Consider the following 21863-nt stretch of genomic DNA (forward strand, 5'->3'; position numbering starts at 1 on the left):
ATCTCAAGGAGTTTTCCGTTTCGACTGCCCCGGAAGTGGGGCGAATTATAGACCTCCAGAATCTGCCGTCAACCGTTAATTTCGCTTTTCTTGCAGAATCTGTTTTTTAGCCAATAAACGCGGGATTCGACGTGCAACAGGAGGAAGGCGCAGCAAAAGAAGCAGTCCGCCGATAAAGGCATAAATTGCCCATTCCTTGAGATCAGCCCGAACGATCCACAGCATGTGCAGCAATCCCAGCCCCAGAATCACGTAAACCAGCCGATGTAACTTCTTCCAGCGAGCACCTAACCGGCGCTGACTGTAGCGATTGGAAGTCACCGCCAGAGCTAACAGCCCAAGGAAACCCAGCGTCCCGACAATAATGTACGGCCGCTTCCGCAGCTCAACACCCAGTTGTGACCAATCAAATCCCAGGATAAATGCCAAATAGCTGCACAAGTGCAAAACCACATAGGCAAAACACCAAAGCCCCAACTGCCGGCGAACAGCGATCCACCCCGCCCAACCGGTCATTTTCTGCAAAGGCGTCATGCTCAAGGTGATCAATAACAGCACCAATGTCCCAAGCCCCAAGCGATCAACCAGCACCTTGCCAGGGTCAGGCCCAAGCAAATCCGCAAAAGCCTGATAGAACCACAGCAATGGCCAGACCGCCGCCGCAATGAAAACGCCTACACGCCATAACGGATATCGCATCAGTAGTTCTTCCGCAGATCGAGCCCTGTATATAAAGAAGCAACTTCATCCGCGTAGCCGTTGAACATTTGCGTATCACGCACATTCGGCTTGAACAGACTGTTTGGTAGCCGGCGCTCACGCGCCTGCGTCCAACGCGGGTGATCAACAGTCGGGTTCACATTTGCGTAGAAGCCGTATTCATCGGCCGCAATACTTTGCCAGGTTGTCTTCGGCTGCTCGCTGACCAGACTGATACGCACGATGGATTTCACGCTTTTGAAGCCGTACTTCCATGGCACCACCAAACGCAGTGGCGCGCCATTTTGATTCGGCAGCTCGCGGCCATACATGCCCACCGCCAGAATCGCCAAAGGATGCATCGCCTCATCCAATCGCAAGCCCTCTACATAAGGCCAGTCGATCAAAGCAAAACCGGAACGCTGGCCCGGCATGCTCTTGGGATCCTGCAAGGTTTCAAAACGGATGTATTTGGCATTGGAGGTCGGTTCGACTTGCTTGAGCAACGCCGAAATCGGAAAACCGATCCACGGAATGACCATCGACCAAGCCTCGACACAGCGCAGGCGATAGATACGCTCCTCCAATTGATACGGTTTCATGAAGTCTTCCAGCGCATAACGCCCTGGTTTACCTACCTCCCCGTCAACCACCACACTCCACGGTTCGGTTTTCAGCGAGCCAGCATTCGCCGCCGGATCTCCCTTGTCGGTGCCGAACTCATAGAAGTTGTTGTAATGGGTTGCATCTTTATAAGGCGTGACCGCCTCATCCTTGACGCTGACTGCGCCCCACTTAGTAGAGGGCAGTTTCTCGGCAAACCATGCAGGCGCTTTGCCCGGCTCGACATCGGCATACCGCGCCGCGTCGTCGGCATTGGCCCAGCGAGGCAGACTACTGACGGCGATACCGGCAGCCGTGGCCCCAAGCAATTGGCGGCGAGACAGATAAATGGATTCAGGCGTGACATCCGACTCGTGGCAGTCAGACGCTTTAGGGATTTTGATCAACATGACAACTCCGCAGCTTTGGAGGACTGATGCACCCATAGACTGCGGAGTATGAGGGAAATTACATCACTCGACGTTTTTGTGCCGACGAAGATGTAAAAGGTACTGAATCGGTCCCGAAGCCGCATAGGCGAGGAACACCAGCAGTAGAATGCGCGGCGGATCGCTGAAGACCACGGCGAACACCAACACGACTGCGAGAATCGCAACGAAAGGTACGCGCCCTTTCAGGTCCAGCTCCTTGAAGCTGTTGTACTTGATGTTGCTGACCATCAGCATGCCGGCCGCCGCCACCATCAGCGCGACCAGGAAGGACATCTTCGAACCCTGAATGCCGTAATCGCTGAACGCCCAGACGATGCCCGCCACCACTCCGGCCGCTGCGGGGCTGGCCAGACCGATGAAGTAACGCTTGTCCGCGGTACCAACCTGAGTGTTGAAGCGCGCCAGGCGCAAGGCTGCACCGGCTACATAGATGAAGGCAACCATCCAGCCGACTTTGCCCATGTCACCCAATGCCCAGCCAAACGCCAGCAACGCCGGCGCAACCCCAAAAGCAACCATATCCGACAGCGAGTCATACTCGGCGCCGAACGCACTTTGCGTATTGGTCATGCGCGCCACGCGGCCGTCGAGACCGTCGAGCACCATGGCGACGAAAATCGCGATCGCAGCAAACGCGAAGTACTTGCTCGCGTTGGCGGAGTCCCCGGCGCTCAAGGCAGCCTGGGCACTCATCGAGTTGATGATGGAATAGAAGCCTGCGAACAGGTTGGCAGTGGTGAACAGATTCGGCAGCAGATAGATACCACGATGCCGGACTTTACGACCTTCTGCGTCGTGCCCTTCTTCGATGTGTTCATCGATGGGCAGCAGGCTTTCGGCGTCAGAAGCCTTGTTCGGCTCTTCGGGACGTTCGCTCATGGACATTACCTTGCAACGGTTTGGAAAAATTCGACAGGTGTCTGGGACGACGGTTCGGCCACAAACGATGCAGCTTTATACCAGAACCACCGGCGCAAACGAAAAAACGCGGCCGAGGCCGCGTTTTTCGTACAAGGGACGACGACTTAGTTTTTGGCTTTGTCGACGATCTTGTTGGCACCGATCCACGGCATCATGGAGCGCAGTTGCTCGCCGATGATTTCGATACCGTGAGCGGCGTTGTTACGACGCTTGGCGGTCATCGAAGGGTAGCCGGTTGCGCCTTCGCTGATGAACATTTTGGCGTATTCGCCGTCCTGAATACGTTTCAGGGCGTTGCGCATGGCCTGACGAGATTCGGCGTTGATCACTTCCGGACCGGTCACGTACTCGCCGTATTCAGCGTTGTTGGAGATCGAGTAGTTCATGTTGGCGATACCGCCTTCGTACATGAGGTCAACGATCAGCTTCAGTTCGTGCAGGCACTCGAAGTAGGCCATTTCCGGCGCGTAGCCAGCTTCAACCAGGGTTTCGAAACCAGCTTTAACCAGTTCAACGGTACCGCCGCACAGTACGGCTTGTTCGCCGAACAGGTCGGTTTCAGTCTCGTCCTTGAAGGTGGTTTCGATGATGCCGGTACGACCGCCACCAACGCCGGCAGCGTAGGACAGTGCAACGTTTTTGGCGTTGCCCGAGGCGTCCTGGTAGATCGCGATCAGGTCAGGGATACCGCCGCCCTTCACGAACTCGGAACGTACGGTGTGGCCCGGGGCTTTCGGCGCGATCATGATCACGTCGAGGTCGGCACGCGGAACAACCTGATTGTAGTGGATCGCGAAGCCATGGGAGAAGGCCAGGGTGGCGCCTTTCTTGATGTTCGGCTCGATTTCGTTCTTGTACAGCGAGGACTGGAACTCGTCCGGGGTCAGGATCATGACCAGGTCGGCAGCAGCAACGGCAGAAGCAACGTCGGTCACTTTCAGGCCGTGAGCTTCAGCTTTGGCAACGGTGGCCGAACCTTTACGCAGACCAACGGTAACGTCGACACCGGAGTCTTTCAGGTTGCACGCTTGGGCGTGACCTTGGGAACCGTAACCGATGATGGCAACTTTCTTGCCCTGGATGATCGACAGGTCGCAGTCTTTATCGTAGAAAACTTTCATGAATTTCCCCTTTATATCCAGGCCGTTCAGGCCATTCGCTAATTTGGTTTAGATGCTGAGTACTTTGTCGCCGCGGGCAATGCCAGTCACGCCGCTACGGACGGTTTCCAGAATCGATGCGGTGCCGATGGACTGAATGAAGCTGTCGAGCTTGTCGCTGGTACCGGTCAATTGAACGGTATACACGCTGGCACTGACATCGACGATCTGTCCACGGTAAATATCGGTAGTGCGTTTGATCTCGGCGCGCTGGGCGCCAGTGGCCTTGACCTTGACCAGCATCAGTTCGCGCTCGATGTGAGCACTTTCCGACAGGTCCACCAGCTTGACCACTTCGATCAGCTTGTTCAGGTTTTTGGTGATCTGCTCGATGATTTCATCGTGACCAACGGTGGTCAGCGTCAGACGCGACAGGGTCGGGTCTTCGGTCGGGGCCACGGTCAGGCTTTCGATGTTGTAGTTGCGCTGCGAGAACAGGCCGACTACGCGAGACAAAGCGCCGGGTTCGTTTTCCAGAAGCAGGGAAATAATGTGCCGCATGATTAAGTACGCTCCGTCTTGCTCAGCCACATATCGCGCATGGAGCCGTCTTTGATCTGCATCGGGTAGACGTGCTCGCTGGTGTCGACCGAAATATCCAGCACGACCAGACGATCCTTCATGGCGAACGCCTCTGCCATCTGCGACTTCAAGTCTTTCGAGTCGGTGATGCGCATGCCAACGTGACCATAAGCTTCAGCCAGTTTGACGAAGTCAGGCAGCGATTCCATGTACGAGTGCGAGTGACGGCTGCCGTAGCTCATGTCCTGCCACTGACGAACCATCCCCAGAACACCGTTGTTCAGGATGACGATTTTCACTGGCAAGCCATATTGCAGGCAGGTCGACAGCTCCTGGATGTTCATCTGGATGCTGCCTTCGCCGGTGACGCAGGCAACGTCGTCTTCCGGGAAGCTCAACTTGATGCCCATGGCCGCCGGGAAACCGAAGCCCATGGTGCCCAGACCACCGGAGTTGATCCAGCGGTTCGGCTTGTTGAACGTGTAGTACTGCGCAGCGAACATCTGGTGCTGGCCCACATCGGAAGTGATAAAGGCATCGCCCTTGGTCACTTCGCACAGGGTTTCGATCACGGTCTGCGGCTTGATCTTGCTGCCGTCGCCCTTGTCGTAAGGGAACAGGCCGCGATCACCGCGCCATTCATCCACCTGCTTCCACCAACTGGCCACGGACTCCTTGTTCGGGGTCTCGCCGATTTCCTTGAGGATCGCGACCATTTCGGTCAGCACGCTCTCGACCGGACCAACGATTGGCACGTCGGCCTTGATGGTCTTGGAAATCGAAGCCGGGTCGATGTCGATGTGGATGATCTTGGCGTTCGGGCAGAACTTCGATGCGCCGTTGATCACGCGATCGTCGAAACGCGCGCCGACAGCGAGGATCACGTCAGCGTGGTGCATCGCCAGGTTGGCGGTGTAGCTGCCATGCATGCCGAGCATGCCGATGAACTGACGATCAGTACCCGGGAAACCACCCAGGCCCATCAACGTGTTGGTCACGGGCAGGTTGAGCATTTTTGCCAGCTCGGTCAGCGGTGCGGAACCGTTGCCGAGGATTACGCCGCCGCCGGAGTACAGCACTGGGCGCTTGGCCGCCAGAAGCATTTCTGCCGCCTTGCGGATTTGCCCGGAGTGACCGCGAACGGCCGGGCTGTAGGAACGCAGCTTGGCTTTCTTCGGGAAGATGTATTCGAACTTCTCGGCCGGGTTGGTCATGTCTTTCGGAATATCGACCACGACCGGGCCCGGACGACCGGATTGCGCCAGGTAGAAGGCCTTCTTCATGACTTCCGGGATTTCCGAAGCGTGCTTGATCATGAAGCTGTGCTTCACGATCGGCCGGGAGATACCGATCATGTCGGTTTCCTGGAACGCGTCGGTGCCGACCATGGTGCTTGGCACCTGACCGGAAATGATCACCATCGGAATCGAATCCATATAGGCCGTGGCGATACCGGTGATGGCGTTTGTGGCGCCTGGACCGGAAGTCACCAATACCACGCCGGCTTTACCGGTGGCACGGGCGTAGCCGTCAGCCATATGGGTCGCCGCTTGTTCGTGACGAACCAGGATGTGAGTCACTTCCGGTTCTTTGAACAGGGCATCGTAAACATGCAGGAGAGCACCACCCGGGTACCCGTAGATATATTTGACGCCTTCGTCACGCAAGAAGCGGACGAGCATCTCACCGCCAGATAAAAGCTCCACGTTGTTCACCTCTAAAACGCCAGAATACCGTCCACAAAAAAGGGGCGGGTCTTAATAGGTTTACTTCTCGGCAGAGCATGAGCGACGGTGGTCGCCGACTACGTCAGCACTGACTGAGCAAGTATTGGGATCGTCCCAAGTGTTGCGGGCCTTTCCCACCCAGCGCGAGGTAACGCGTTGCGGGTGTAACAGGTCGGCGCGGATGTGCGCCTCATGATCTACCGAGTGGGTCTGCTTCTGGCAGTCCCTCTACAGCGGACTTTGGATTCTTCTGTTTCGCCCTCTCCAAGTCAAGCCGTCTATGTGCTTAATTGTGGGTAAGCACATGAGAACGCAAGAAAAAACCTGAAAACCGCTACTCTGTTAGTGTCAATTGCGCAATTTTGCCAAGGAATCAGCATGCGAACGCTCCTCCTCACTCTGCTGATCGGCCTCAGCCCGTGGTGCATGGCCGCTCAAATCTACAAATGGGTCGACACCCAAGGTGTCACGCACTTCGATGCGCAGCCGCCACGGGGTCAGCCTTCCACCACCGTGCAGACACCCTCCTCGCCTGTGCCGAAACATGCGGCGATGCCGGGTAGCGGCGCGCTCGGTGATCAGAAGGCAATCGATGACAAAGTGAAGAAGCAGGTCGCAGACCAACAGGCGCAGCTCAAACAGTTTTGCGAGCAGGCACGCACCAATCTTGCGCAGTTGCAGAACAATCCGCGTTTGAGGGAGGAAGTGGAGGGGCAATTGCGCAGGTTGGATGATGCACAGCGTCAGGAGCGCATCGTAGAAGCGCAGAAGCAGATAGCAGAAAACTGCCAGTGATGACTGGCAGCTTCCGGGTTAGCGCGAGGCGGTGATCAGCAGGTCGAACTCTTTGAGCAGCACCTGCAGCTGTCGATCCTTGCCCTGCACGTTGCGCTGGGCGAAGACCATTTCGGCCATCTCCTGAATGCCCGAGGCATTCGGCAACGGCAGATCCTGCTCGAGGATCATCTTCATCCGCGGCAGGAAGATCCATTGCAGCCACTGCTCGAAATCAAGCGTGTCGACCGAAAACGGCTCGACACTGCTCAAGGCTTCGACCGATGGCTGAACTTCATCCCACCATCCCTGTGTGCGCAGTTCACGCTCGATCAACAGCAACTGATCGGCGATTTTCGGGAAACGGGCATCCATCACAGCGAGACCTTGGCCTTCTGACGGGCCTGTGCTGCGCCAGCGGAGTCACCTTGTTTCTCCCGGGACTGAGCGATGATCTCCCACAGATTGGCCTGCAAGTCCGGACGGCCGTTGGCCATGGTCAGCGCACGGCGAGCGAATTGCTCGGCTTGCGGCGCATCGCCTTGAGCCATGCGCACCTGCGCCAGACGATAGAGCACTTGCGGCTCACGCGGCGCGACACGCTGCGCGCGCTCCAGACTGGAAGACGCACCGTTCAGGTCGCCACCGGCCTGTTGCTGTTGAGCGGTGGTCAGCAGGGCAAGCACCGGGCCGTCCAGTTGCTCGTCCGCCGACAGACCGCCGCCACTGCTAGCGGAAGGAATACCACTCGGTGTCGAAGGCATGCTGTAGCTGCCAGTGTTGATCGGCGCCGACTCGACCGGCGAAGGATTGTAAGGCCCCGGCGTGATACCGCCCGACGCCGGACCCGGCACGATCGGCGAAGCACTGATCGGTGCGGATGTCGTCGCACCGCCCCCCGGCACCATCACCACCACACCGGTATCACCTTGCGGAATGGCTTGAGTCTGAGCCTGCGCAGGACGCTTGACCGTCGTTTGACGGAAGCCACCATTGGCCGAAATGCGCTCGCTGTTGGACACCGCCGTACCCGAATCGACCACTGGGATCGAACCACGCTGTACGGTAGAGCAGCCGCTGAGCAAAGCCACGGCGGTCACCGCTGGAATCAACCACTTGTTCACTTGAAATCCTCTTTGCTTAATTCATCCAGCCCTTGACCCAATCCATCACCGATTCGCCGCTGGCAGGTGTTTCACCTGCACATGCGGCGCCGGGTGGCGGTTCGCTGCCGCGAATATACGGCATCTGCACCGCCCCCGGGCAGTTGGCATCGGAGCCTTGCCCGGTACGCGAATCGACCCACGCCTGTACGACATTGTCTGGCTGCGGCATGTCCAGCGGCAGCGGATCGGCCTTGCGCATGAAACTGGTCCAGACCTGCAACGCACCGGTGGCACCGGTGAACGGCGTCTTGCCGTTGTCGTCACGCCCCAGCCACACCACCGCCAGCAGATCCTGACTGAACCCGGCGAACCAGCTGTCACGCGAGTCGTTACTGGTCCCGGTCTTGCCGGCCAGGTTGAGGGTTTTCGGCAGCACGTTATAAACCGAACTGCCGGTACCTTCGCGCATGACCCGCTGCATGGCGTTCTGGATCAGGTAGATGGAAGCGGGATCGAAACGCTGCTGAATCTGGAACGGATAACGCTTGAGCGGCTCACCTTCGGCGGTCAGTACGCTGCGAATCCCGCGCATCGGCGTATTGAAACCACCGTTGGCCAGGGTCTGATACATGGTCGCCACTTCGATCGGGGTCATGCCACCGGCACCCAGCAACATCGATGGATAGGCCGGGAATTCGCGTGTCACGCCCAGACGCGCCAAAGTCTTCAGCACATTTGGCACACCGACTTCGAGTCCGAGGCGCGAGGTCGAAAGGTTGTAGGAGTGGGCCAAACCTTGATAGAGGAATACGGTGCCGTGGGAACGGCGATCATAGTTCTGCGGCTTCCACACCTGACCGTCCGCGCCTTTGACTGACAGCGGATCATCTGACAGCCAACTGGTCAGCGTGTAATGGCTCGGTTTCTCCAGCGCGGTCAGATACACCGCCGGCTTGATCAACGAGCCGATCGGCCGCACCGCATCCAGCGCCCGGTTGAAGCCGGCATAACTCGCCTGTCGGCTGCCGATCATCGCCTGGACTTCGCCAGTTTCCGGATTGGTTACGACCATCGCCGCTTCAACGTCATCGGAGCCTTTGCGCCCGGCCAGACGTTTAAAGGTGTCGTTGACCGACGCCTCGGCCTTCATCTGCAGGATCGGGTCGAAACTGGTGAAGATCCGCAGGCCTTCTTCGGTCAAGTCTTCGTCGCGATAATCTTCGCGCAACTGACGTTTGACCAGATCGATAAAGCCCGGGAAGGAGCTGTCGGCGAGTTTGCCGCGAGTGGTCACACCCAGCGGCATTTTCTTCGCCGCTTCAACCTGCTCGGCCGTTGCCACACCTTGCTGCTCAAGTACGTCGAGTACCAGATTGCGGCGCTCAAGCGCACGCTCCGGGTTGCGACGCGGGTTGTAGTAGGACGGGCCCTTGACCATGCCGACCAGCAACGCAACCTGATGCAGTTTCAGCTCGGACAATGGCTGACCGAAGAAGAACTGGCTGGCCAGACCGAAGCCGTGCACCGCACGCTGGCCGTCCTGACCGACAAAGACCTCATTGAGGTAGGCCTCAAGGATTTCCTTCTTGTCGTAATGCACTTCCAGCAGCATCGCCATCATGGCTTCGGTGAGCTTGCGGCTGAGGCTGCGTTCGCCAGTCAGGTAGAAGTTTTTCACCAACTGCTGCGTCAGCGTACTGCCGCCCTGAGTCATCTTGCCGCCGGAGGTGTTGACCCAGATCGCACGTGCAATCGATTTCGGTGACACGCCCCAGTGGCTGTAGAAGTCGCGGTCTTCGACGGCGACCAGGGTTTCCAGCAGGTACGGCGGCACCTGATCGAGCTTGATCAGAATGCGGTCTTCGAGATTCTTCGGATAAATCCCGCCGATCATCAGCGGTTCCAGTCGCACCACCGACAGCTTGGAGCCATTGGTCGCCGACAGCTCGGCGACGTAATCACCCGAGAAACGCACGCGCACCGGCTGCGCTTTTTCCAGTCCTTCATAGAACTGGAAGCCACGGGTATTCAAATCGACGGTGTTGCCGGAAACCGCTGCGGCGCCCGGGCCATTGCTGACGGCTTCACGGCGATAGCCGAGGGCATCGAGTTCGGTGAGGAAATCGTCCTTGCTGAGCTTTTGTCCGACGAACAGCTCGAGCGGGCGCGCGTACACCTTGGCCGGGATGGTCCAGCGCTTGCCGGAGAACTTCTCCTGCACCACGGCATCGAGGTAAACGGCGAAGCCGGCCAGCACCACAAGGCCGACCAGACTGAGTTTAATGGCCCAGCTCAGCCATGGGCGCAGGCCCTTGGATGGTGGTTTTTTCTTGGTACGGGGGATCGAGTTCGAGTCATGGCGGCGGATTATACGCACTTTATTCATCCTCAACAGGAGCGCTCCGAGGTTTGCGTCGGGCTGGCGAGCGGCCATAATGGCGACCTCGAATTTCCCCCAGTCTCTGAAGGATCGCCCGTGAGCCAATCACTGATCGCTGCCCTGCAAAACCCGGCCCTTTACCCGCACCCCGTCGAAGGGTTCCAGGTCATCGAAACCCATATCTCGTGGGTGATCCTCACCGGTCCCTTCGCTTATAAAGTGAAGAAGCCCGTGAATTTCGGCTTCCTCGACTTCACTAACCTCGAATCGCGCGCACATTTCTGCGCTGAAGAGCTGCGCCTGAACCAGCGTCTGACCGACGATTTGTATCTGGAAGTGTTGCCGGTCACCGGCAGCATCGAAGCCCCGCAACTGGGCGGCGACGGTCCGGCCATCGAATACGTACTGAAAATGCGCCAGTTCCCGCAGACCGGTTTGCTCAGCACCCTGCAGGCCAATGGCGAGCTGACCACCCAACACATCGATGAAATGGCCGAACAGATCGCCAAATTCCATCTCACCGCCCCCAAAGTCCCGGCCGAACACGACGCCGGCACCCCGGCCAGCGTGATGGCGCCGGTGTCGCAAAACTTCGAGCAGATCCTGCCGTTCCTCAGCGACAAGAACGATCTGCTGCAACTCGAAGCACTCAAAGCCTGGGCCGAAAGCAGCTTCGAACGCCTCAAGCCGCTGTTCGCCCAGCGTAAAACCGAGGGTTTCACCCGTGAATGCCACGGTGATATCCACTTGGGCAACGCCACCGTCATCGACGGCAAAGTGGTGATCTTCGACTGCATCGAATTCAACGAACCGTTCCGCTTCACCGACGTCTGGGCCGACACCGGTTTCCTCGCGATGGACCTGGAAGACCGTGGCCTGAAATCGTTGGCGCGCCGCTTCATCAGCCAATACCTGGAGCTGACCGGCGACTATCAGGGCCTGGAAGTGCTGAACTTCTATAAAGCCTATCGCGCACTGGTTCGCGCCAAGGTTGCGCTGTTCAGCATGCCGGCGGACGCGACCCCGGTGCAGCGCGCCACTACCCTGCGCCAGTACCGCAACTACGCCAACCTGGCGGAAAGCTACAGCACCATTCCTTCGCGTTTCATGGCTATCACCCACGGTGTTTCCGCTGTCGGCAAAAGCCACGTGGCCATGCGTCTGGTCGAAGCGCTGGGCGCGATCCGTCTGCGTTCCGATGTTGAGCGCAAGCGCCTGTTCGGCGAGCAAACCGTGGCCAATGATGTGCAGGCGGGCATTTATAGCGCCGACGCCAGCGCCAAGACTTACGCGCGCCTGCATGAGATCGCTGAAGTCATCCTGCACGCCGGTTTCCCGGTGGTCATCGATGCGACTTACCTCAAGCGTGAGCAGCGCGACAGCGCCGCAAAAATCGCCGAAGCCACCGGTACACCATTCCTGATCCTCGACTGCAACGCGCCGCAAGCGGTGATCGAGAGCTGGCTGGCGATTCGTCAGGCTGACCAAAAGGATCCGTCCGACGCCACACTGGCCGTGATCGAAGCCCAGCAGGCCAACCGCGAAGCACTGACGCCGGAAGAGATTCTGCGCAGCAAACGCGTGCAGACCAATGAATCCGGCACGCTGGACACCGTAGTCGCGCAGATCCGTCAGCGCCTTCCAGGCCTGTAAAAAACTATTTCGGCCGTGAAGCCCTCGCTTGCTTCACGGCCGTCAAATAGTGGCACTATACTGGCGTCATAAAACCAACGGTGATATGACATGAGCCAGCCGAAACTTCTCGACACCCCGCTGTATGCCTTGCTGCACAAAGATGACATCACAGGTTTCAACAAAGAGCGCCCGCAAGACGGACCAATCGACATGGTCGGCGGCGACTTCCGTGGCCTCGATCTGCGCGAACTGAACGCCGATGGCGTGGATTTCAGGGACGCATATTTCCGTTCTGCCGATTTGCGTGGCATCGACTTCCGTAACGCATCGCTGGAGGGCGCAAGTCTGGCTCACGCGCAGATTTCCGGTGCGTACTTCCCGCCGGAGCTGAGTGCTGACGAGATTCTGATGTCGATGAATTTCGGTACGCGCCTGCGTTATCGCACTCGTTGAGATAACCATCCAGTTCCTCCCCCTGTAGGAGTGAGCCTGCTCGCGATGGCGGCTCAACATTCAACTAATGTGTTGCCTGTCTGTCCGCCATCGCGAGCAGGCTCGCACCTACATTGATATGTATTTCTTCCCGCCTTTCTGCGTTCGCAGGTCTTCGGCGCCTCTGCGGCGCACTTTCTTAGAAGCGTTTGAGTTGAATACGACCAAACAACCACGCTTTTCCTACTGATGGCTACACTCCTGAGAAGCTCGCCCACGCACCATTCGGCCGTCGCAAGGAGGCTTGATGAATGATGAACTGCAACACCTGAAGAATCTTGGCAAGACGTCAGCGCAATGGCTGCATGCCGTGGGCATCCACAGCGCTTCGGACTTGCGGCGCCTGGGCGCGGTCGATGCCTACCGGGCCGTGCGTACCCGCGGGTTTCGTGCATCGAAGGTGTTGCTGTATGCGATCGAGGGCGCGCTGATGGATGTGCATTGGAACGACATCCCGGCCGAACGCAAGGACGCCTTGAACAAGCAACTCGAAGCCATTTCCTCGCGTCACAAGAATTGAACGGGCGCTGACCGTCATGTACCTGCTTGGGGAACAATCGGCGCTTGCCGACGCATTAATCAACCGCTTGCAGAGTTTGCCTGCACAGTGGCTGCAAGACCTCGAACCGTGCGGGCCGGCGCTTGAGCTGGAGGCGACTGAGGACTTGATGACGCAGTTGCCCGGCGATCAGTTGTTTTTGCTGACTGAAGGTGTGATCACCGGATACATCGGCTCACGCGCACTGTTTTATTGGCAGGAGGGTGACTTCATCGGCCTTCTGCGCGGTGATGACTGGGGCGATTCGCGCCTGTGCAGTGACGGGCCGTTGCGTTTGACGCCCTATCGACGCAGTGATGTGTTGCAGCATTTGTTTGCCGACGCCAACCGGGCGGAACAATTTCTCCAATACATACTGGGGCAAATGGCTTTGCTCGCCCACGCAGTGGCCGAGCTGAAACCGCGGGAGTTTCGCAGCACCAACGGCTTCAAACGGGTCGAGGCCGGTGAAATCCTGATTCACCAGGGCGCCGCCGCCGATCATGTATTTGTGATCATCGACGGGCATGCCGAAGCTTTTGTCGACGGGCAGAAGGTTGGCGAAGTGCCCAAGGACGAGATCTTCGGTGCCATGGCTGTGTTCACTGGAGAACCGCGTAACGCGACCGTGATTGCCCGCGAACGCAGTACGGTGATGTTGATTCCCGCTGATCAGTTTTTGAGCATGACCCGCAGCAATCCGAAGATCGCCCACAGCCTGATCGAGAGCATGGCCCGGCGTATCGACCAACTCAACCGTCAGATCATTCAGCTGAGCGCCCTTCATTTACAGGGCAATCAGGCCATTCCAGAGACCAGATAAAATAAATGCAGAAACAGCGGTTGACTTGGTAATGAGAATCGCTATGATTATCACAACTGGTCGCGAGATCAGTCGATATTCTGAAAAGCCCTTGGTTCGGACTCTCAGATTATCTCCTCATCAGGCTAATCACGGTTATTTGACCCGGTTTTTACCGGGTCTTTTTTTTGCCTGTGGAAAAGTCATTTGCCGAACTGTTTGCGCATCTCTTCACAGTAATCGCGCTTGGGCGTCGCCGGTGTGTACCAGACGTAATCGGCCATCTTCGCGGTAACGTCGGCGCCCTGCTCCGCCAGCATCAGCACCGTGGGCGCCTGCGCGCCCAAGTCCACAACATGCAGCGGCACCCCGACATCCTTGCGCGCATGCCACGCACCGGCCAGCAACAAGGAAGGTATCGGCGCTGCCAATAGACGCTCGGCCATGCGTCGGTCACGTTGTTGCTGAACCGCCAGCATCGCTGGCATCTGCGACTCAGGCAGCAAGCCACAGTGTGACTCGCTGATCTGCCCCAGCAGAGTCGTCTTCACGTCTTCAGCATTGCTGCGCTGACCGTTCAAGACTGGCGGATTGCGATAGAACGCGCGGATTTCAGGGTTATCCAGATTGGCCGCCAGCAACGGGTAAGGTTGTGTGAGAGCGAAGCGGACCATTGGCCCATAAAGATTCCAGTCCCAACCGTCCTGCCAGGCCAGCGCGCCCGGAAGATCGTTGGGCAACTGCGCGGGTTGCCGCACCGCATCCACCTTCGGCTGCTGATCCGGCGTGAGCATTTCCAAAAGCAGACTTCCCTGAGAACGCTGCTCGCCGAGCGACTGCAGCAGCCACAACTCGGCGGCGTGGTGATCGGCGTTGTCATGCTGCTCGCCGATGATTACTCGCCCAGGCTTGGCCAGACGTTTGAGTAATTGCTGCGCCGTCAGCACCTCGCCACTGTGCAGATCGCGAATCTCGCCACCGATTGGCGGCGGCGCTGCTACATGCTGACATCCCGCAAGCCACAACATCGCCAACAGCCACATCCCACGCATGCACTCACCTCGACGAAACATTCAGCGGGCGATGATCAGCGGATGCCCACGCTCCGGGTGCGGCTGCACCAGCACTTCGAGACCAAACACGTCTTTAAGGGTATCCGGTCGCAGCACTTGCTGCGGCGTATCCAGTGCGACCGGTTGTCCGCCCTCAAGCAGCAACACGCGATCACAATAACGCGCCGCCAGATTCAGATCATGCAGGATCACCATCACTGCCGCCCCACGGTCGGCAAACTCGCGCACCGCCTGTAATGTGGTGTGTTGATGCAGCGGATCAAGCATCGACGTCGGCTCATCCAGCAGCAGCGTTTGCCCGACCTGCCCCGGCCAGAGTTGCGCCAACACCCGCGCCAGATGCACGCGCTGACGCTCGCCACCCGACAACGCCAGATAACTGCGTCCGCTCAAATGCCCAGCATCTGCCGCTGTCAGTGCTGCGGCAACAATCTCGTCATCGCGTACTCGACCACTCTGATAAGGCAAGCGCCCCATGCCGACCACTTCTTCAACACGAAAGGCAAAATCCAGTGTCGACACCTGCGGTAACACAGCCAATCGCTGAGCGCGCTGTGTGCCCGTCCAGTGCGCCAATGTTTCACCATCGAGCGAGACTTCACCCTCACTCGCCGCCAACTCACCACACAAGGCACCGAGCAAGGTGCTCTTACCGGCGCCGTTCGGCCCCAGCACACCGAGCACTTCGCCCGGTTCGAGTTGCAGGGTGACGCCGCTGAGCACAGCCTTGCGGCCACGCAGGATGTGCAGATTGTGCGCACGCAACATCAGGCACGCCCTCGCAGCAGCAGATAAAGGAAGAACGGCGCGCCGATAAACGCCGTGACAATACCGATCGGCAACTCCGCCGGGGCCAGCGCCAGCCGCGCCACCAGGTCGGCCAGCAACAACAGGCTCGCCCCGGCCAGCACCGAGGCCGGCAGTAACACACGATGATCAGGCCCCGCGAGCAAGCGCACCAGATGCGGCACCACCAGCCCGACAAAACCGATCATCCCCGCCGCCGCCACCGCCGCGCCGACGCCCAGCGCCGTACAGAACACCAGTTCGCGCTTGAGCCGTTCGACATCAATGCCCAGATGCCCGGCCTCGGACTCACCCAACAGCAAGGCATTCAGCGCTTTCGCCCGACGCGGCAACCACAGCGCAACGCCAGCACTGATGATCAGCAAGGGCCACAGCCGCGCATAACTGGCGCCATTGAGGCTGCCGAGGTTCCAGAACGTCAGCGTGCGCAACGTTGCGTCATCCGCCAGATAGGTGAACAGGCCGACTGCCGAACTGGCCAGCGCCGTCAACGCAATCCCCGCCAGCAACATGGTCGCGACATTGGTTTGCCCGTTGCGCCGACCGAGCCGATACACCAGCGCGGTCACCCCGAGCCCGCCCAGAAATGCACACACCGACAGCAGATAAGGCCCGAACCACTCCGGCAAGCCACCGAAAAACGAGCCGCCGACAATCGCGATCGCCGCACCCAACGCGGCGCCACTGGACACCCCGACCAGCCCCGGGTCCGCCAGCGGATTACGGAAAAGCCCCTGCATCGCCACACCCGACAACGCCAACACTCCGCCAACCGCCAGCCCGAGCAGGGTTCGCGGCAAACGAATCTGCCCGAGAATCAGCTCAGCCTGCTCCAGGCCGTCCGGCGCCAGCGGCACGCCGACCAGACGCAACGCCGCGCGCAGGGTATCGAACAGCGGCAGGCTGACCGGCCCCAGCGCGAGCGACAGCCAGATCGCCAATAAACACAGGAGCGTCAGGCCAACGAACAGGCCACGGGGCTTTACCAGTGTGGTCATTGGCCGCTCTTGGCCGGGTAAAAACCGTCAGACAGGGTTTTCAACGCCGCCGGCAATCGCGGCCCGAGCCCACCAACCAGCAACGTCGGATCGAGCTCAAGCACACGCCCGGCCTTGGCCGCGCGACTGGAATTGAGGATGGGGTTTTCCTTGAACAACGCGGCTTTCGCCGCAGCACCTGTCAACGCCCGGTCGGCGAACACCAGCACTTCAGGATCAAGGCTGGCGAGGGACTCCACGGAGAATGGCTTGTAGCCCGTATGTGTCGCGAGGTTATGCCCGCCCGCCTGTTGCAGCAGCCAGTCGGCGGCGGTGTCCTTGCCGGCGATCAACGGTTTGCCGCCGGCATGGCCGAGCAACAACAGCACGCCCGGCGCCTTCTGCTTGGACTGTGCTTGTGCAACCCGCGCTTTCTGCGCATCGAGTTGCTGTTGATAACGTTGCAGCAACTGCGCAGCCTGAGACTCGGCGCCGAGCAATTGGCCCAGATGAGTGACGTTCTTTTGCAGTGTCGGCAGATCCGGCTGAGCCGAGAACAATTCCACCTGCACCTTGGCTGCCCTCACCTGCGACAGCACCGGTGGCGGACCCATTTCTTCGGTGCCGATGAGAATATCCGGGCGCAGACTGAGAATGCCCTCGGCAGAAAGACTGCGCTGATAACCGATGCTCGGCAGCGACTTCAACGATTCGGGATGCTGGCTGGTGGTGTCGACGCCCACCAGTTTCGACTCGCCGCCCAACGCACTGACCCACTCCGACAGCGCACCACCGGCACTGACCCAACGTTGCGGCAATTCAGCCGATGCGGCCTGAAGACTGACGAAAAGTCCGGCACACAGCACAGCAACGCGGGTACTCAGGCGCATAACAGCTTCCTTGAACAAGGTTTTCCCGGGCATCAGGATGACAGGCCAAGTATCCTCGGCATCTGGCAGACGCCTTTGGGCGATGGCCGCCATTTGATAATTGTTTGCATTTAAACGTCAAGCTCGGACATATCCGGACACGAGCGGACATTAGAGGATAGCCATGAAGTTTCTCTGCGCGGGTGTCGAGCTGGCCGAGGCCGGCAGCCGCGGTTTCGATATCGCCGGCAAAAAGCTGTTCGCCGTGCGCCGCAATGGCCAGGCGTATGTCTACCTGAATCGCTGCCCGCACCGGGGCGTGGGACTCGAATGGCATCCCGACCAGTTTCTCGACCCGAGCAACAGCCTGATCCAGTGCGCCACTCACGGCGCACTGTTTCTGATCGAGGACGGTGAATGTGTTGCCGGGCCTTGCGCCGGGCAATCGCTGACGGCCATCCCTTGTCGCGAGGATGCGCAGGGCCTGTGGATCGATGTTTAACCGTTGAGCAGCACGTCGAGTCGCCGGTCGATCACCATCTCTTGATGATTCAGCCGCACCCCATAAGCCAAGACCTCGACCCCATCGGCGACCGCTTCGCGTAACGCATCGGCGTAGGCCGAATCGATCTCCACCGCAGGACGCACCGCCTCAATCCCGGTGAGATTTACGCAATACAACTGCACCGCACGAATCCCGTCCCGCGCCAGATGCGCCAGCTCGCGCAAATGCTTGGCGCCGCGTTGCGTGACGGCATCGGGAAACGCCGCCACATTGGTGCCATCAAAGCCCAGGGTGACGCTTTTCACTTCTACATAAGCGGGGCCGCTCGGGTATTCGAGACGAAAATCGATGCGGCTCTTTTCCTGCCCGTACGCCACTTCGCGCTTCAACGCGGTAAACCCGTTCAGCTCGCTGATGACGCCGGCCTGCAAGGCTTCTTCGACCAGCCCGTTGGCGCGTCCGGTGTTCACACAAAACAACCGCCCCTGCGGGGTTTCGCCGATCTCCCAGGTGCCGGGCAATTTGCGTTTAGGGTCATTGGAGCGACTGAACCAGACCTGCCCGCCTTCGACCTGACAATTAAGCATTGAGCCTGTGTTCGGACAGTGAATGGTCAACAATTCGCCACCAACCGTTTCGACGTCGGCGAGAAAGCGCTTGTAACGACGGATCAGCCGCGCCTCTTCCAGAGGAGGATAAAAGCGCATCAGCCTTGCCAGCTCTTCAAGCCACGGGCGATCCGTTCCACCGCTTCCTGTAAGCGAGGGAGGTTTTGCGTGTAGGCAAAACGCACATGGTGGCTGGCCTGATAGCGGCCGAAATCCAGTCCCGGGGTAAACGCCACATGCTCGGTTTCAAGGAAATGGCGGCAGAACGCGAAGGCATCGCCGCCGAACTTGCTGATATCGGCATACAAGTAAAAAGCACCTTCCGGCTCGACGGCGATGTTGAAACCCAATTCGCGCAACGCGGGCAGGAGGAAGTCCCGACGCCGACCAAATTCAGCCCGGCGCTCTTCGAGAATGGCAATGGTGTCTGGCTCGAAACAGGCCAGTGCCGCGTACTGCGCCATGCTCGGCGCGCTGATGTAGAGGTTTTGCGCCAGTTTCTCCAGCTCGCTGACCGCCGCATCCGGTGCGACCAGCCAGCCCAGGCGCCAGCCGGTCATGCCGAAGTACTTGGAGAAACTGTTGAGGACGAAGGCGCTGTCATCGACTTCCAGCACGCTCGCCGCATCGGTGCCATAAGTCAGGCCGTGGTAGATCTCGTCGACGACCAGATGCCCGTGTCGCGCCTTGATGGCTGTGGATAACCCGGCCAGCTCATCGCGGGTCAGGATCGTCCCCGTCGGGTTGGCCGGCGAGGCCACCAATGCACCGACGCTGTCGTGATCCCAATGCCGCGCAACCAGGTCCGGCGTCAGTTGGTAGCGCACATCCGGGCCTACCGGCACGAGCTGCGCCGCACCTTCGACCAGACGCAGAAAGTGCCGGTTACACGGATACCCTGGATCGGCCAACAGCCAGTGCTTGCCGGGATCGACCAGCAACGCGCTGGCCAGCAACAAGGCGCCGGAACCGCCGGGCGTGATCAGAATTCGCCGCGGATCAATGTTCAGCCCGTAACGCGACTGATAAAAACCGGAAATCGCCTCGCGCAGCTCAGGAATGCCGCGCGCAGCGGTGTAACGCGTCTTGCCCGCCGTCAGCGCCGCTTGCCCTGCGCGGATGATCGGCTCGGCCGTGGTGAAGTCCGGTTCGCCAATTTCCAGATGGATAACGTCATGCCCTTCAGCCTGCAATTCATTGGCCCGCGCCAGCAGCGCCATCACATGGAACGGTTCGATCGCACGACTGCGCGCACTGTAGGGCTGAGCCATTGGATTTCCTTCGACGGGGAAAAAGAGACGATTCTACTCATCTCCCGGAACGAGCGAGAACCCACCGCGGTCACAGCCTCAAGAACGCTGGACTGTAACGATATGAGCGTACGCTCCAGGATTGACTAAAATCAGTGATTGAACAGGTCTCCCACACCGCCAGACACGGCTTGCCAAACATTTGCAAGCGCCACCCGCCGGGGGCTCGACATCCGGGAGTAGCGCAGGCCGAATTGATCTGGTAAGTTCGCCCGCTTGCAGCCGCAGGGCCGGCAGGTGTCGGTGATGGAGCAATCCTGCGCAATGGATTACAAGAGTAGAGGCGGTCCATTTCATGCCCACCCAAGCAAAGCAACAGCAGCAAGCGACGATCAGCGGCTTCGAACCTTACGTTCCGAAGGCAGGCGAAGAGTACATGGGCGCCCCCATGCGCGCGCACTTCACCAAGATCCTGAACAAGTGGAAACAGGACTTGATGCAGGAAGTCGACCGTACTGTTGATCACATGAAAGACGAAGCGGCCAACTTTCCTGACCCGGCCGACCGTGCCAGTCAGGAAGAAGAATTCGCCCTCGAGCTGCGCGCCCGCGACCGCGAGCGCAAGTTGATCAAGAAGATCGACAAGACGCTGGAGCTGATTCAGGACGAAGAATACGGCTGGTGCGAGTCCTGCGGCATCGAGATCGGCGTCAAGCGCCTCGAAGCCCGTCCGACTGCGGATCTGTGCATCGACTGCAAGACCCTGGCGGAAATCAAGGAAAAGCAGGTCGGCAAGTAATCTCGACCTGAACGAAAAACGGAGCGTGCGAACGCTCCGTTTTTGTTTCTGCCTTTTACCTGCCTTCTCTGTCTTCTCTGCCTTTGTGGGAGGGGGCTTGCTCCCGAATGCGGTGTGTCATAAACACAGTTGTTGACTGATTAACCGCATTCGGGAGCAAGCCCCCTCCCACAAGGTAGTGCGCACAAGCCCTGAAAAAGTACTATCGCTCCCATGACTGCCAAAACCTCTCCCGCCTACATCGGCCGTTTCGCCCCCACGCCCAGTGGCCACTTGCACTTCGGCTCGCTGGTTGCTGCCCTCGCCTCTTACCTCGATGCGCGTTCGGTCGGCGGTCGCTGGCTGGTGCGCATGGAGGATCTCGATCCGCCGCGCGAAGAACCCGGCGCACAAGCGGCGATTCTCAAGGCGCTGGAAAGCTACGGCTTCGAATGGGATGGCGAGATGGTGCGCCAGAGCGATCGGCACGACGCCTACGCCGAAGTCCTCAACAGCCTGTTCAATCACGGTCTCGCTTACGCCTGCACCTGTTCGCGCAAGCAACTGGAGCCTTATCACGGCATTTATCCGGGACTGTGCCGCAATGCCGGGCATGACCAGCAAGACGCCGCCATCCGCCTGCGCGTGCCGGAGCTGGAATACCACTTCATCGACCGTGTGCAGGGCGAATACCGTCAGCATCTGGGCCGCGATGTCGGCGATTTCGTCATCCGTCGCCGCGACGGCCTCTACGCCTATCAATTGGCCGTGGTCCTCGACGATGCCTGGCAAGGCATCACCGATATCGTCCGTGGTGCCGATCTGCTCGACTCGACGCCGCGCCAGCTTTACCTGCAAGAACTGCTGGGCCTGCGTCAGCCACGCTATCTGCACCTGCCGCTGATCACTCAACCGGACGGCAACAAGCTCGGCAAATCCTACCGTTCGCCGCCGCTCGAAGCGGATCAAGCCACACCGTTACTGCTGCGAGCCCTGCGCGCATTGGGGCAAAACCCTGGCCCCGAGCTGGTCCATGCCTCGCCGCAGGAACTGCTCACTTGGGGCAGCACCCACTGGGACGCAAGCAAGATCCCGCGCACACTGACCCTCCCCGAAGCGCAACTGTCATGACGACACTTGCAGTCGCGCCGCCATCCGTTACCATCGCCGCACGTTTTCGGGCAC

Annotated in this window: 22 protein-coding genes and 1 pseudogene; 8 read left to right on the plus strand and 15 right to left on the minus strand. The window is 59.3% G+C overall.

Going from position 1 to position 21863, the window contains the following annotated elements:
- Nucleotides 1–75: 75 nt before the first annotated feature.
- The 6 genes from msrQ to KI231_RS24890 form a co-directional block, all read right to left on the minus strand.
- Nucleotides 76–699: a protein-methionine-sulfoxide reductase heme-binding subunit MsrQ gene (gene msrQ, locus KI231_RS24865; protein WP_103306569.1), complete on the minus strand. Its 624-nt coding sequence runs from the start codon at nt 697–699 to the stop codon at nt 76–78.
- A complete protein-coding gene (msrP, locus tag KI231_RS24870; RefSeq protein WP_213026596.1) occupies nt 699–1712 on the minus strand; it encodes a protein-methionine-sulfoxide reductase catalytic subunit MsrP in 1014 nt (337 codons plus the stop codon). The genes msrQ and msrP overlap by 1 nt, the downstream gene beginning before the upstream one ends.
- Before the next feature lie 63 nt (nt 1713–1775).
- Nucleotides 1776–2633 carry a CDP-diacylglycerol--serine O-phosphatidyltransferase gene (gene pssA, locus KI231_RS24875; protein ID WP_103306567.1) on the minus strand — a complete coding sequence of 286 codons (858 nt, stop codon included), beginning with the start codon at nt 2631–2633 and terminating at the stop codon, nt 1776–1778.
- A gap of 146 nt (nt 2634–2779) precedes the next feature.
- Nucleotides 2780–3796: a ketol-acid reductoisomerase gene (ilvC, locus tag KI231_RS24880; RefSeq protein WP_003228216.1), complete on the minus strand. Its 1017-nt coding sequence runs from the start codon at nt 3794–3796 to the stop codon at nt 2780–2782.
- Nucleotides 3797–3844: 48 nt separating this feature from the next.
- Nucleotides 3845–4336, minus strand: coding sequence for an acetolactate synthase small subunit (gene ilvN / locus KI231_RS24885; RefSeq protein WP_003205610.1), 492 nt, complete (start codon nt 4334–4336; stop codon nt 3845–3847).
- A gap of 2 nt (nt 4337–4338) precedes the next feature.
- Nucleotides 4339–6063, minus strand: coding sequence for an acetolactate synthase 3 large subunit (locus KI231_RS24890; RefSeq protein WP_213026597.1), 1725 nt, complete (start codon nt 6061–6063; stop codon nt 4339–4341).
- Between the two features lie 399 nt (nt 6064–6462).
- On the opposite strand from KI231_RS24890, the gene KI231_RS24895 reads away from it, so the two are divergent.
- Nucleotides 6463–6879: a DUF4124 domain-containing protein gene (locus tag KI231_RS24895; protein ID WP_213026598.1), complete on the plus strand. Its 417-nt coding sequence runs from the start codon at nt 6463–6465 to the stop codon at nt 6877–6879.
- An 18-nt stretch (nt 6880–6897) separates the two neighbouring features.
- Here KI231_RS24895 and KI231_RS24900 read toward each other — a convergent pair whose 3' ends face one another.
- From KI231_RS24900 to mrcB, 3 genes and pseudogenes are all read right to left on the minus strand, one after another.
- Nucleotides 6898–7233: a YqcC family protein gene (locus KI231_RS24900; protein ID WP_103306565.1), complete on the minus strand. Its 336-nt coding sequence runs from the start codon at nt 7231–7233 to the stop codon at nt 6898–6900.
- Nucleotides 7233–7982, minus strand: a complete 750-nt coding sequence (locus KI231_RS24905) for a tetratricopeptide repeat protein (protein ID WP_213026599.1) — start codon at nt 7980–7982, stop codon at nt 7233–7235. Before KI231_RS24905 ends, KI231_RS24900 begins: the two co-directional genes overlap by 1 nt.
- A 16-nt stretch (nt 7983–7998) precedes the next feature.
- Nucleotides 7999–10322: pseudogene (gene mrcB / locus KI231_RS24910) on the minus strand (penicillin-binding protein 1B).
- Between the two features lie 118 nt (nt 10323–10440).
- Here mrcB and KI231_RS24915 point away from each other — a divergent pair.
- The 4 genes from KI231_RS24915 to KI231_RS24930 all read left to right on the plus strand — a co-directional run bounded on the left by KI231_RS24915 (nt 10441) and on the right by KI231_RS24930 (nt 13832).
- On the plus strand, nt 10441–11997 hold the full coding sequence (locus KI231_RS24915) for a bifunctional aminoglycoside phosphotransferase/ATP-binding protein (protein WP_213026601.1): 1557 nt from the start codon (nt 10441–10443) through the stop codon (nt 11995–11997).
- 90 nt (nt 11998–12087) lie between these two features.
- Nucleotides 12088–12432: a pentapeptide repeat-containing protein gene (locus KI231_RS24920; protein ID WP_007909940.1), complete on the plus strand. Its 345-nt coding sequence runs from the start codon at nt 12088–12090 to the stop codon at nt 12430–12432.
- 286 nt (nt 12433–12718) lie between these two features.
- Complete coding sequence (locus KI231_RS24925; protein WP_003228231.1) at nt 12719–12991, plus strand: TfoX/Sxy family protein; 273 nt, start codon at nt 12719–12721, stop codon at nt 12989–12991.
- Between the two features lie 16 nt (nt 12992–13007).
- Nucleotides 13008–13832, plus strand: coding sequence for a Crp/Fnr family transcriptional regulator (locus KI231_RS24930; protein ID WP_213026602.1), 825 nt, complete (start codon nt 13008–13010; stop codon nt 13830–13832).
- Between the two features lie 182 nt (nt 13833–14014).
- Here the strand turns inward: KI231_RS24930 and KI231_RS24935 are convergent, their stop codons facing one another.
- Genes KI231_RS24935 through KI231_RS24950 form a run of 4 tightly spaced genes read right to left on the minus strand, consistent with a single transcriptional unit; the run spans nt 14015 to nt 17558 of the window.
- Entirely contained in the window at nt 14015–14863 is an 849-nt protein-coding gene (locus KI231_RS24935) for a ChaN family lipoprotein (RefSeq protein ID WP_213026603.1), read from the minus strand.
- Nucleotides 14864–14884: 21 nt separating this feature from the next.
- Nucleotides 14885–15649 carry a heme ABC transporter ATP-binding protein gene (locus tag KI231_RS24940; protein ID WP_502937326.1) on the minus strand — a complete coding sequence of 255 codons (765 nt, stop codon included), beginning with the start codon at nt 15647–15649 and terminating at the stop codon, nt 14885–14887.
- A gap of 2 nt (nt 15650–15651) precedes the next feature.
- A complete protein-coding gene (locus tag KI231_RS24945; RefSeq protein ID WP_213026605.1) occupies nt 15652–16689 on the minus strand; it encodes a FecCD family ABC transporter permease in 1038 nt (345 codons plus the stop codon).
- On the minus strand, nt 16686–17558 hold the full coding sequence (locus KI231_RS24950; RefSeq protein ID WP_213026606.1) for a heme/hemin ABC transporter substrate-binding protein: 873 nt from the start codon (nt 17556–17558) through the stop codon (nt 16686–16688). The genes KI231_RS24945 and KI231_RS24950 overlap by 4 nt, the downstream gene beginning before the upstream one ends.
- 163 nt (nt 17559–17721) lie before the next feature.
- On the opposite strand from KI231_RS24950, the gene KI231_RS24955 reads away from it, so the two are divergent.
- Nucleotides 17722–18039, plus strand: coding sequence for a Rieske (2Fe-2S) protein (locus KI231_RS24955; RefSeq protein WP_103306557.1), 318 nt, complete (start codon nt 17722–17724; stop codon nt 18037–18039).
- Here KI231_RS24955 and sfsA read toward each other — a convergent pair.
- Together sfsA and KI231_RS24965 are read right to left on the minus strand one after the other, a co-directional pair.
- Entirely contained in the window at nt 18036–18749 is a 714-nt protein-coding gene (gene sfsA / locus KI231_RS24960) for a DNA/RNA nuclease SfsA (RefSeq protein WP_213026607.1), read from the minus strand. The two genes, KI231_RS24955 and sfsA, sit on opposite strands and share 4 nt — an antisense overlap.
- Entirely contained in the window at nt 18749–19921 is a 1173-nt protein-coding gene (locus KI231_RS24965) for a pyridoxal phosphate-dependent aminotransferase (RefSeq protein WP_103306555.1), read from the minus strand. The genes sfsA and KI231_RS24965 overlap by 1 nt, the downstream gene beginning before the upstream one ends.
- Nucleotides 19922–20255: 334 nt before the next feature.
- Here KI231_RS24965 and dksA point away from each other — a divergent pair, with 334 nt between their 5' ends.
- Nucleotides 20256–20699 (plus strand): RNA polymerase-binding protein DksA, encoded by a 444-nt coding sequence (gene dksA / locus KI231_RS24970; protein WP_003228250.1) that lies wholly within the window; start codon nt 20256–20258, stop codon nt 20697–20699.
- Between the two features lie 213 nt (nt 20700–20912).
- A complete protein-coding gene (gene gluQRS / locus KI231_RS24975; RefSeq protein ID WP_213026608.1) occupies nt 20913–21809 on the plus strand; it encodes a tRNA glutamyl-Q(34) synthetase GluQRS in 897 nt (298 codons plus the stop codon).
- Nucleotides 21810–21863 lie beyond the last annotated feature (54 nt).

This window comes from Pseudomonas sp. Seg1, from assembly GCF_018326005.1.
Taxonomy (GTDB): Bacteria; Pseudomonadota; Gammaproteobacteria; order Pseudomonadales; family Pseudomonadaceae; genus Aquipseudomonas.

Bases quoted from the DNA above. Each gene is read 5' to 3' on its own strand.
- msrQ (WP_103306569.1), bottom strand. From the start codon at position 699: ATGCGATATCCGTTATGGCGTGTAGGCGTTTTCATTGCGGCGGCGGTC.
- msrP (WP_213026596.1), bottom strand. From the start codon at position 1,712: ATGTTGATCAAAATCCCTAAAGCGTCTGACTGCCACGAGTCGGATGTC.
- pssA (WP_103306567.1), bottom strand. From the start codon at position 2,633: ATGAGCGAACGTCCCGAAGAGCCGAACAAGGCTTCTGACGCCGAAAGC.
- ilvC (WP_003228216.1), bottom strand. From the start codon at position 3,796: ATGAAAGTTTTCTACGATAAAGACTGCGACCTGTCGATCATCCAGGGC.
- ilvN (WP_003205610.1), bottom strand. From the start codon at position 4,336: ATGCGGCACATTATTTCCCTGCTTCTGGAAAACGAACCCGGCGCTTTG.
- KI231_RS24895 (WP_213026598.1), top strand. From the start codon at position 6,463: ATGCGAACGCTCCTCCTCACTCTGCTGATCGGCCTCAGCCCGTGGTGC.
- KI231_RS24900 (WP_103306565.1), bottom strand. From the start codon at position 7,233: ATGGATGCCCGTTTCCCGAAAATCGCCGATCAGTTGCTGTTGATCGAG.
- KI231_RS24920 (WP_007909940.1), top strand. From the start codon at position 12,088: ATGAGCCAGCCGAAACTTCTCGACACCCCGCTGTATGCCTTGCTGCAC.
- KI231_RS24925 (WP_003228231.1), top strand. From the start codon at position 12,719: ATGAATGATGAACTGCAACACCTGAAGAATCTTGGCAAGACGTCAGCG.
- KI231_RS24930 (WP_213026602.1), top strand. From the start codon at position 13,008: ATGTACCTGCTTGGGGAACAATCGGCGCTTGCCGACGCATTAATCAAC.
- KI231_RS24935 (WP_213026603.1), bottom strand. From the start codon at position 14,863: ATGCGTGGGATGTGGCTGTTGGCGATGTTGTGGCTTGCGGGATGTCAG.
- KI231_RS24945 (WP_213026605.1), bottom strand. From the start codon at position 16,689: ATGACCACACTGGTAAAGCCCCGTGGCCTGTTCGTTGGCCTGACGCTC.
- KI231_RS24950 (WP_213026606.1), bottom strand. From the start codon at position 17,558: ATGCGCCTGAGTACCCGCGTTGCTGTGCTGTGTGCCGGACTTTTCGTC.
- KI231_RS24955 (WP_103306557.1), top strand. From the start codon at position 17,722: ATGAAGTTTCTCTGCGCGGGTGTCGAGCTGGCCGAGGCCGGCAGCCGC.
- sfsA (WP_213026607.1), bottom strand. From the start codon at position 18,749: ATGCGCTTTTATCCTCCTCTGGAAGAGGCGCGGCTGATCCGTCGTTAC.
- KI231_RS24965 (WP_103306555.1), bottom strand. From the start codon at position 19,921: ATGGCTCAGCCCTACAGTGCGCGCAGTCGTGCGATCGAACCGTTCCAT.
- dksA (WP_003228250.1), top strand. From the start codon at position 20,256: ATGCCCACCCAAGCAAAGCAACAGCAGCAAGCGACGATCAGCGGCTTC.
- gluQRS (WP_213026608.1), top strand. From the start codon at position 20,913: ATGACTGCCAAAACCTCTCCCGCCTACATCGGCCGTTTCGCCCCCACG.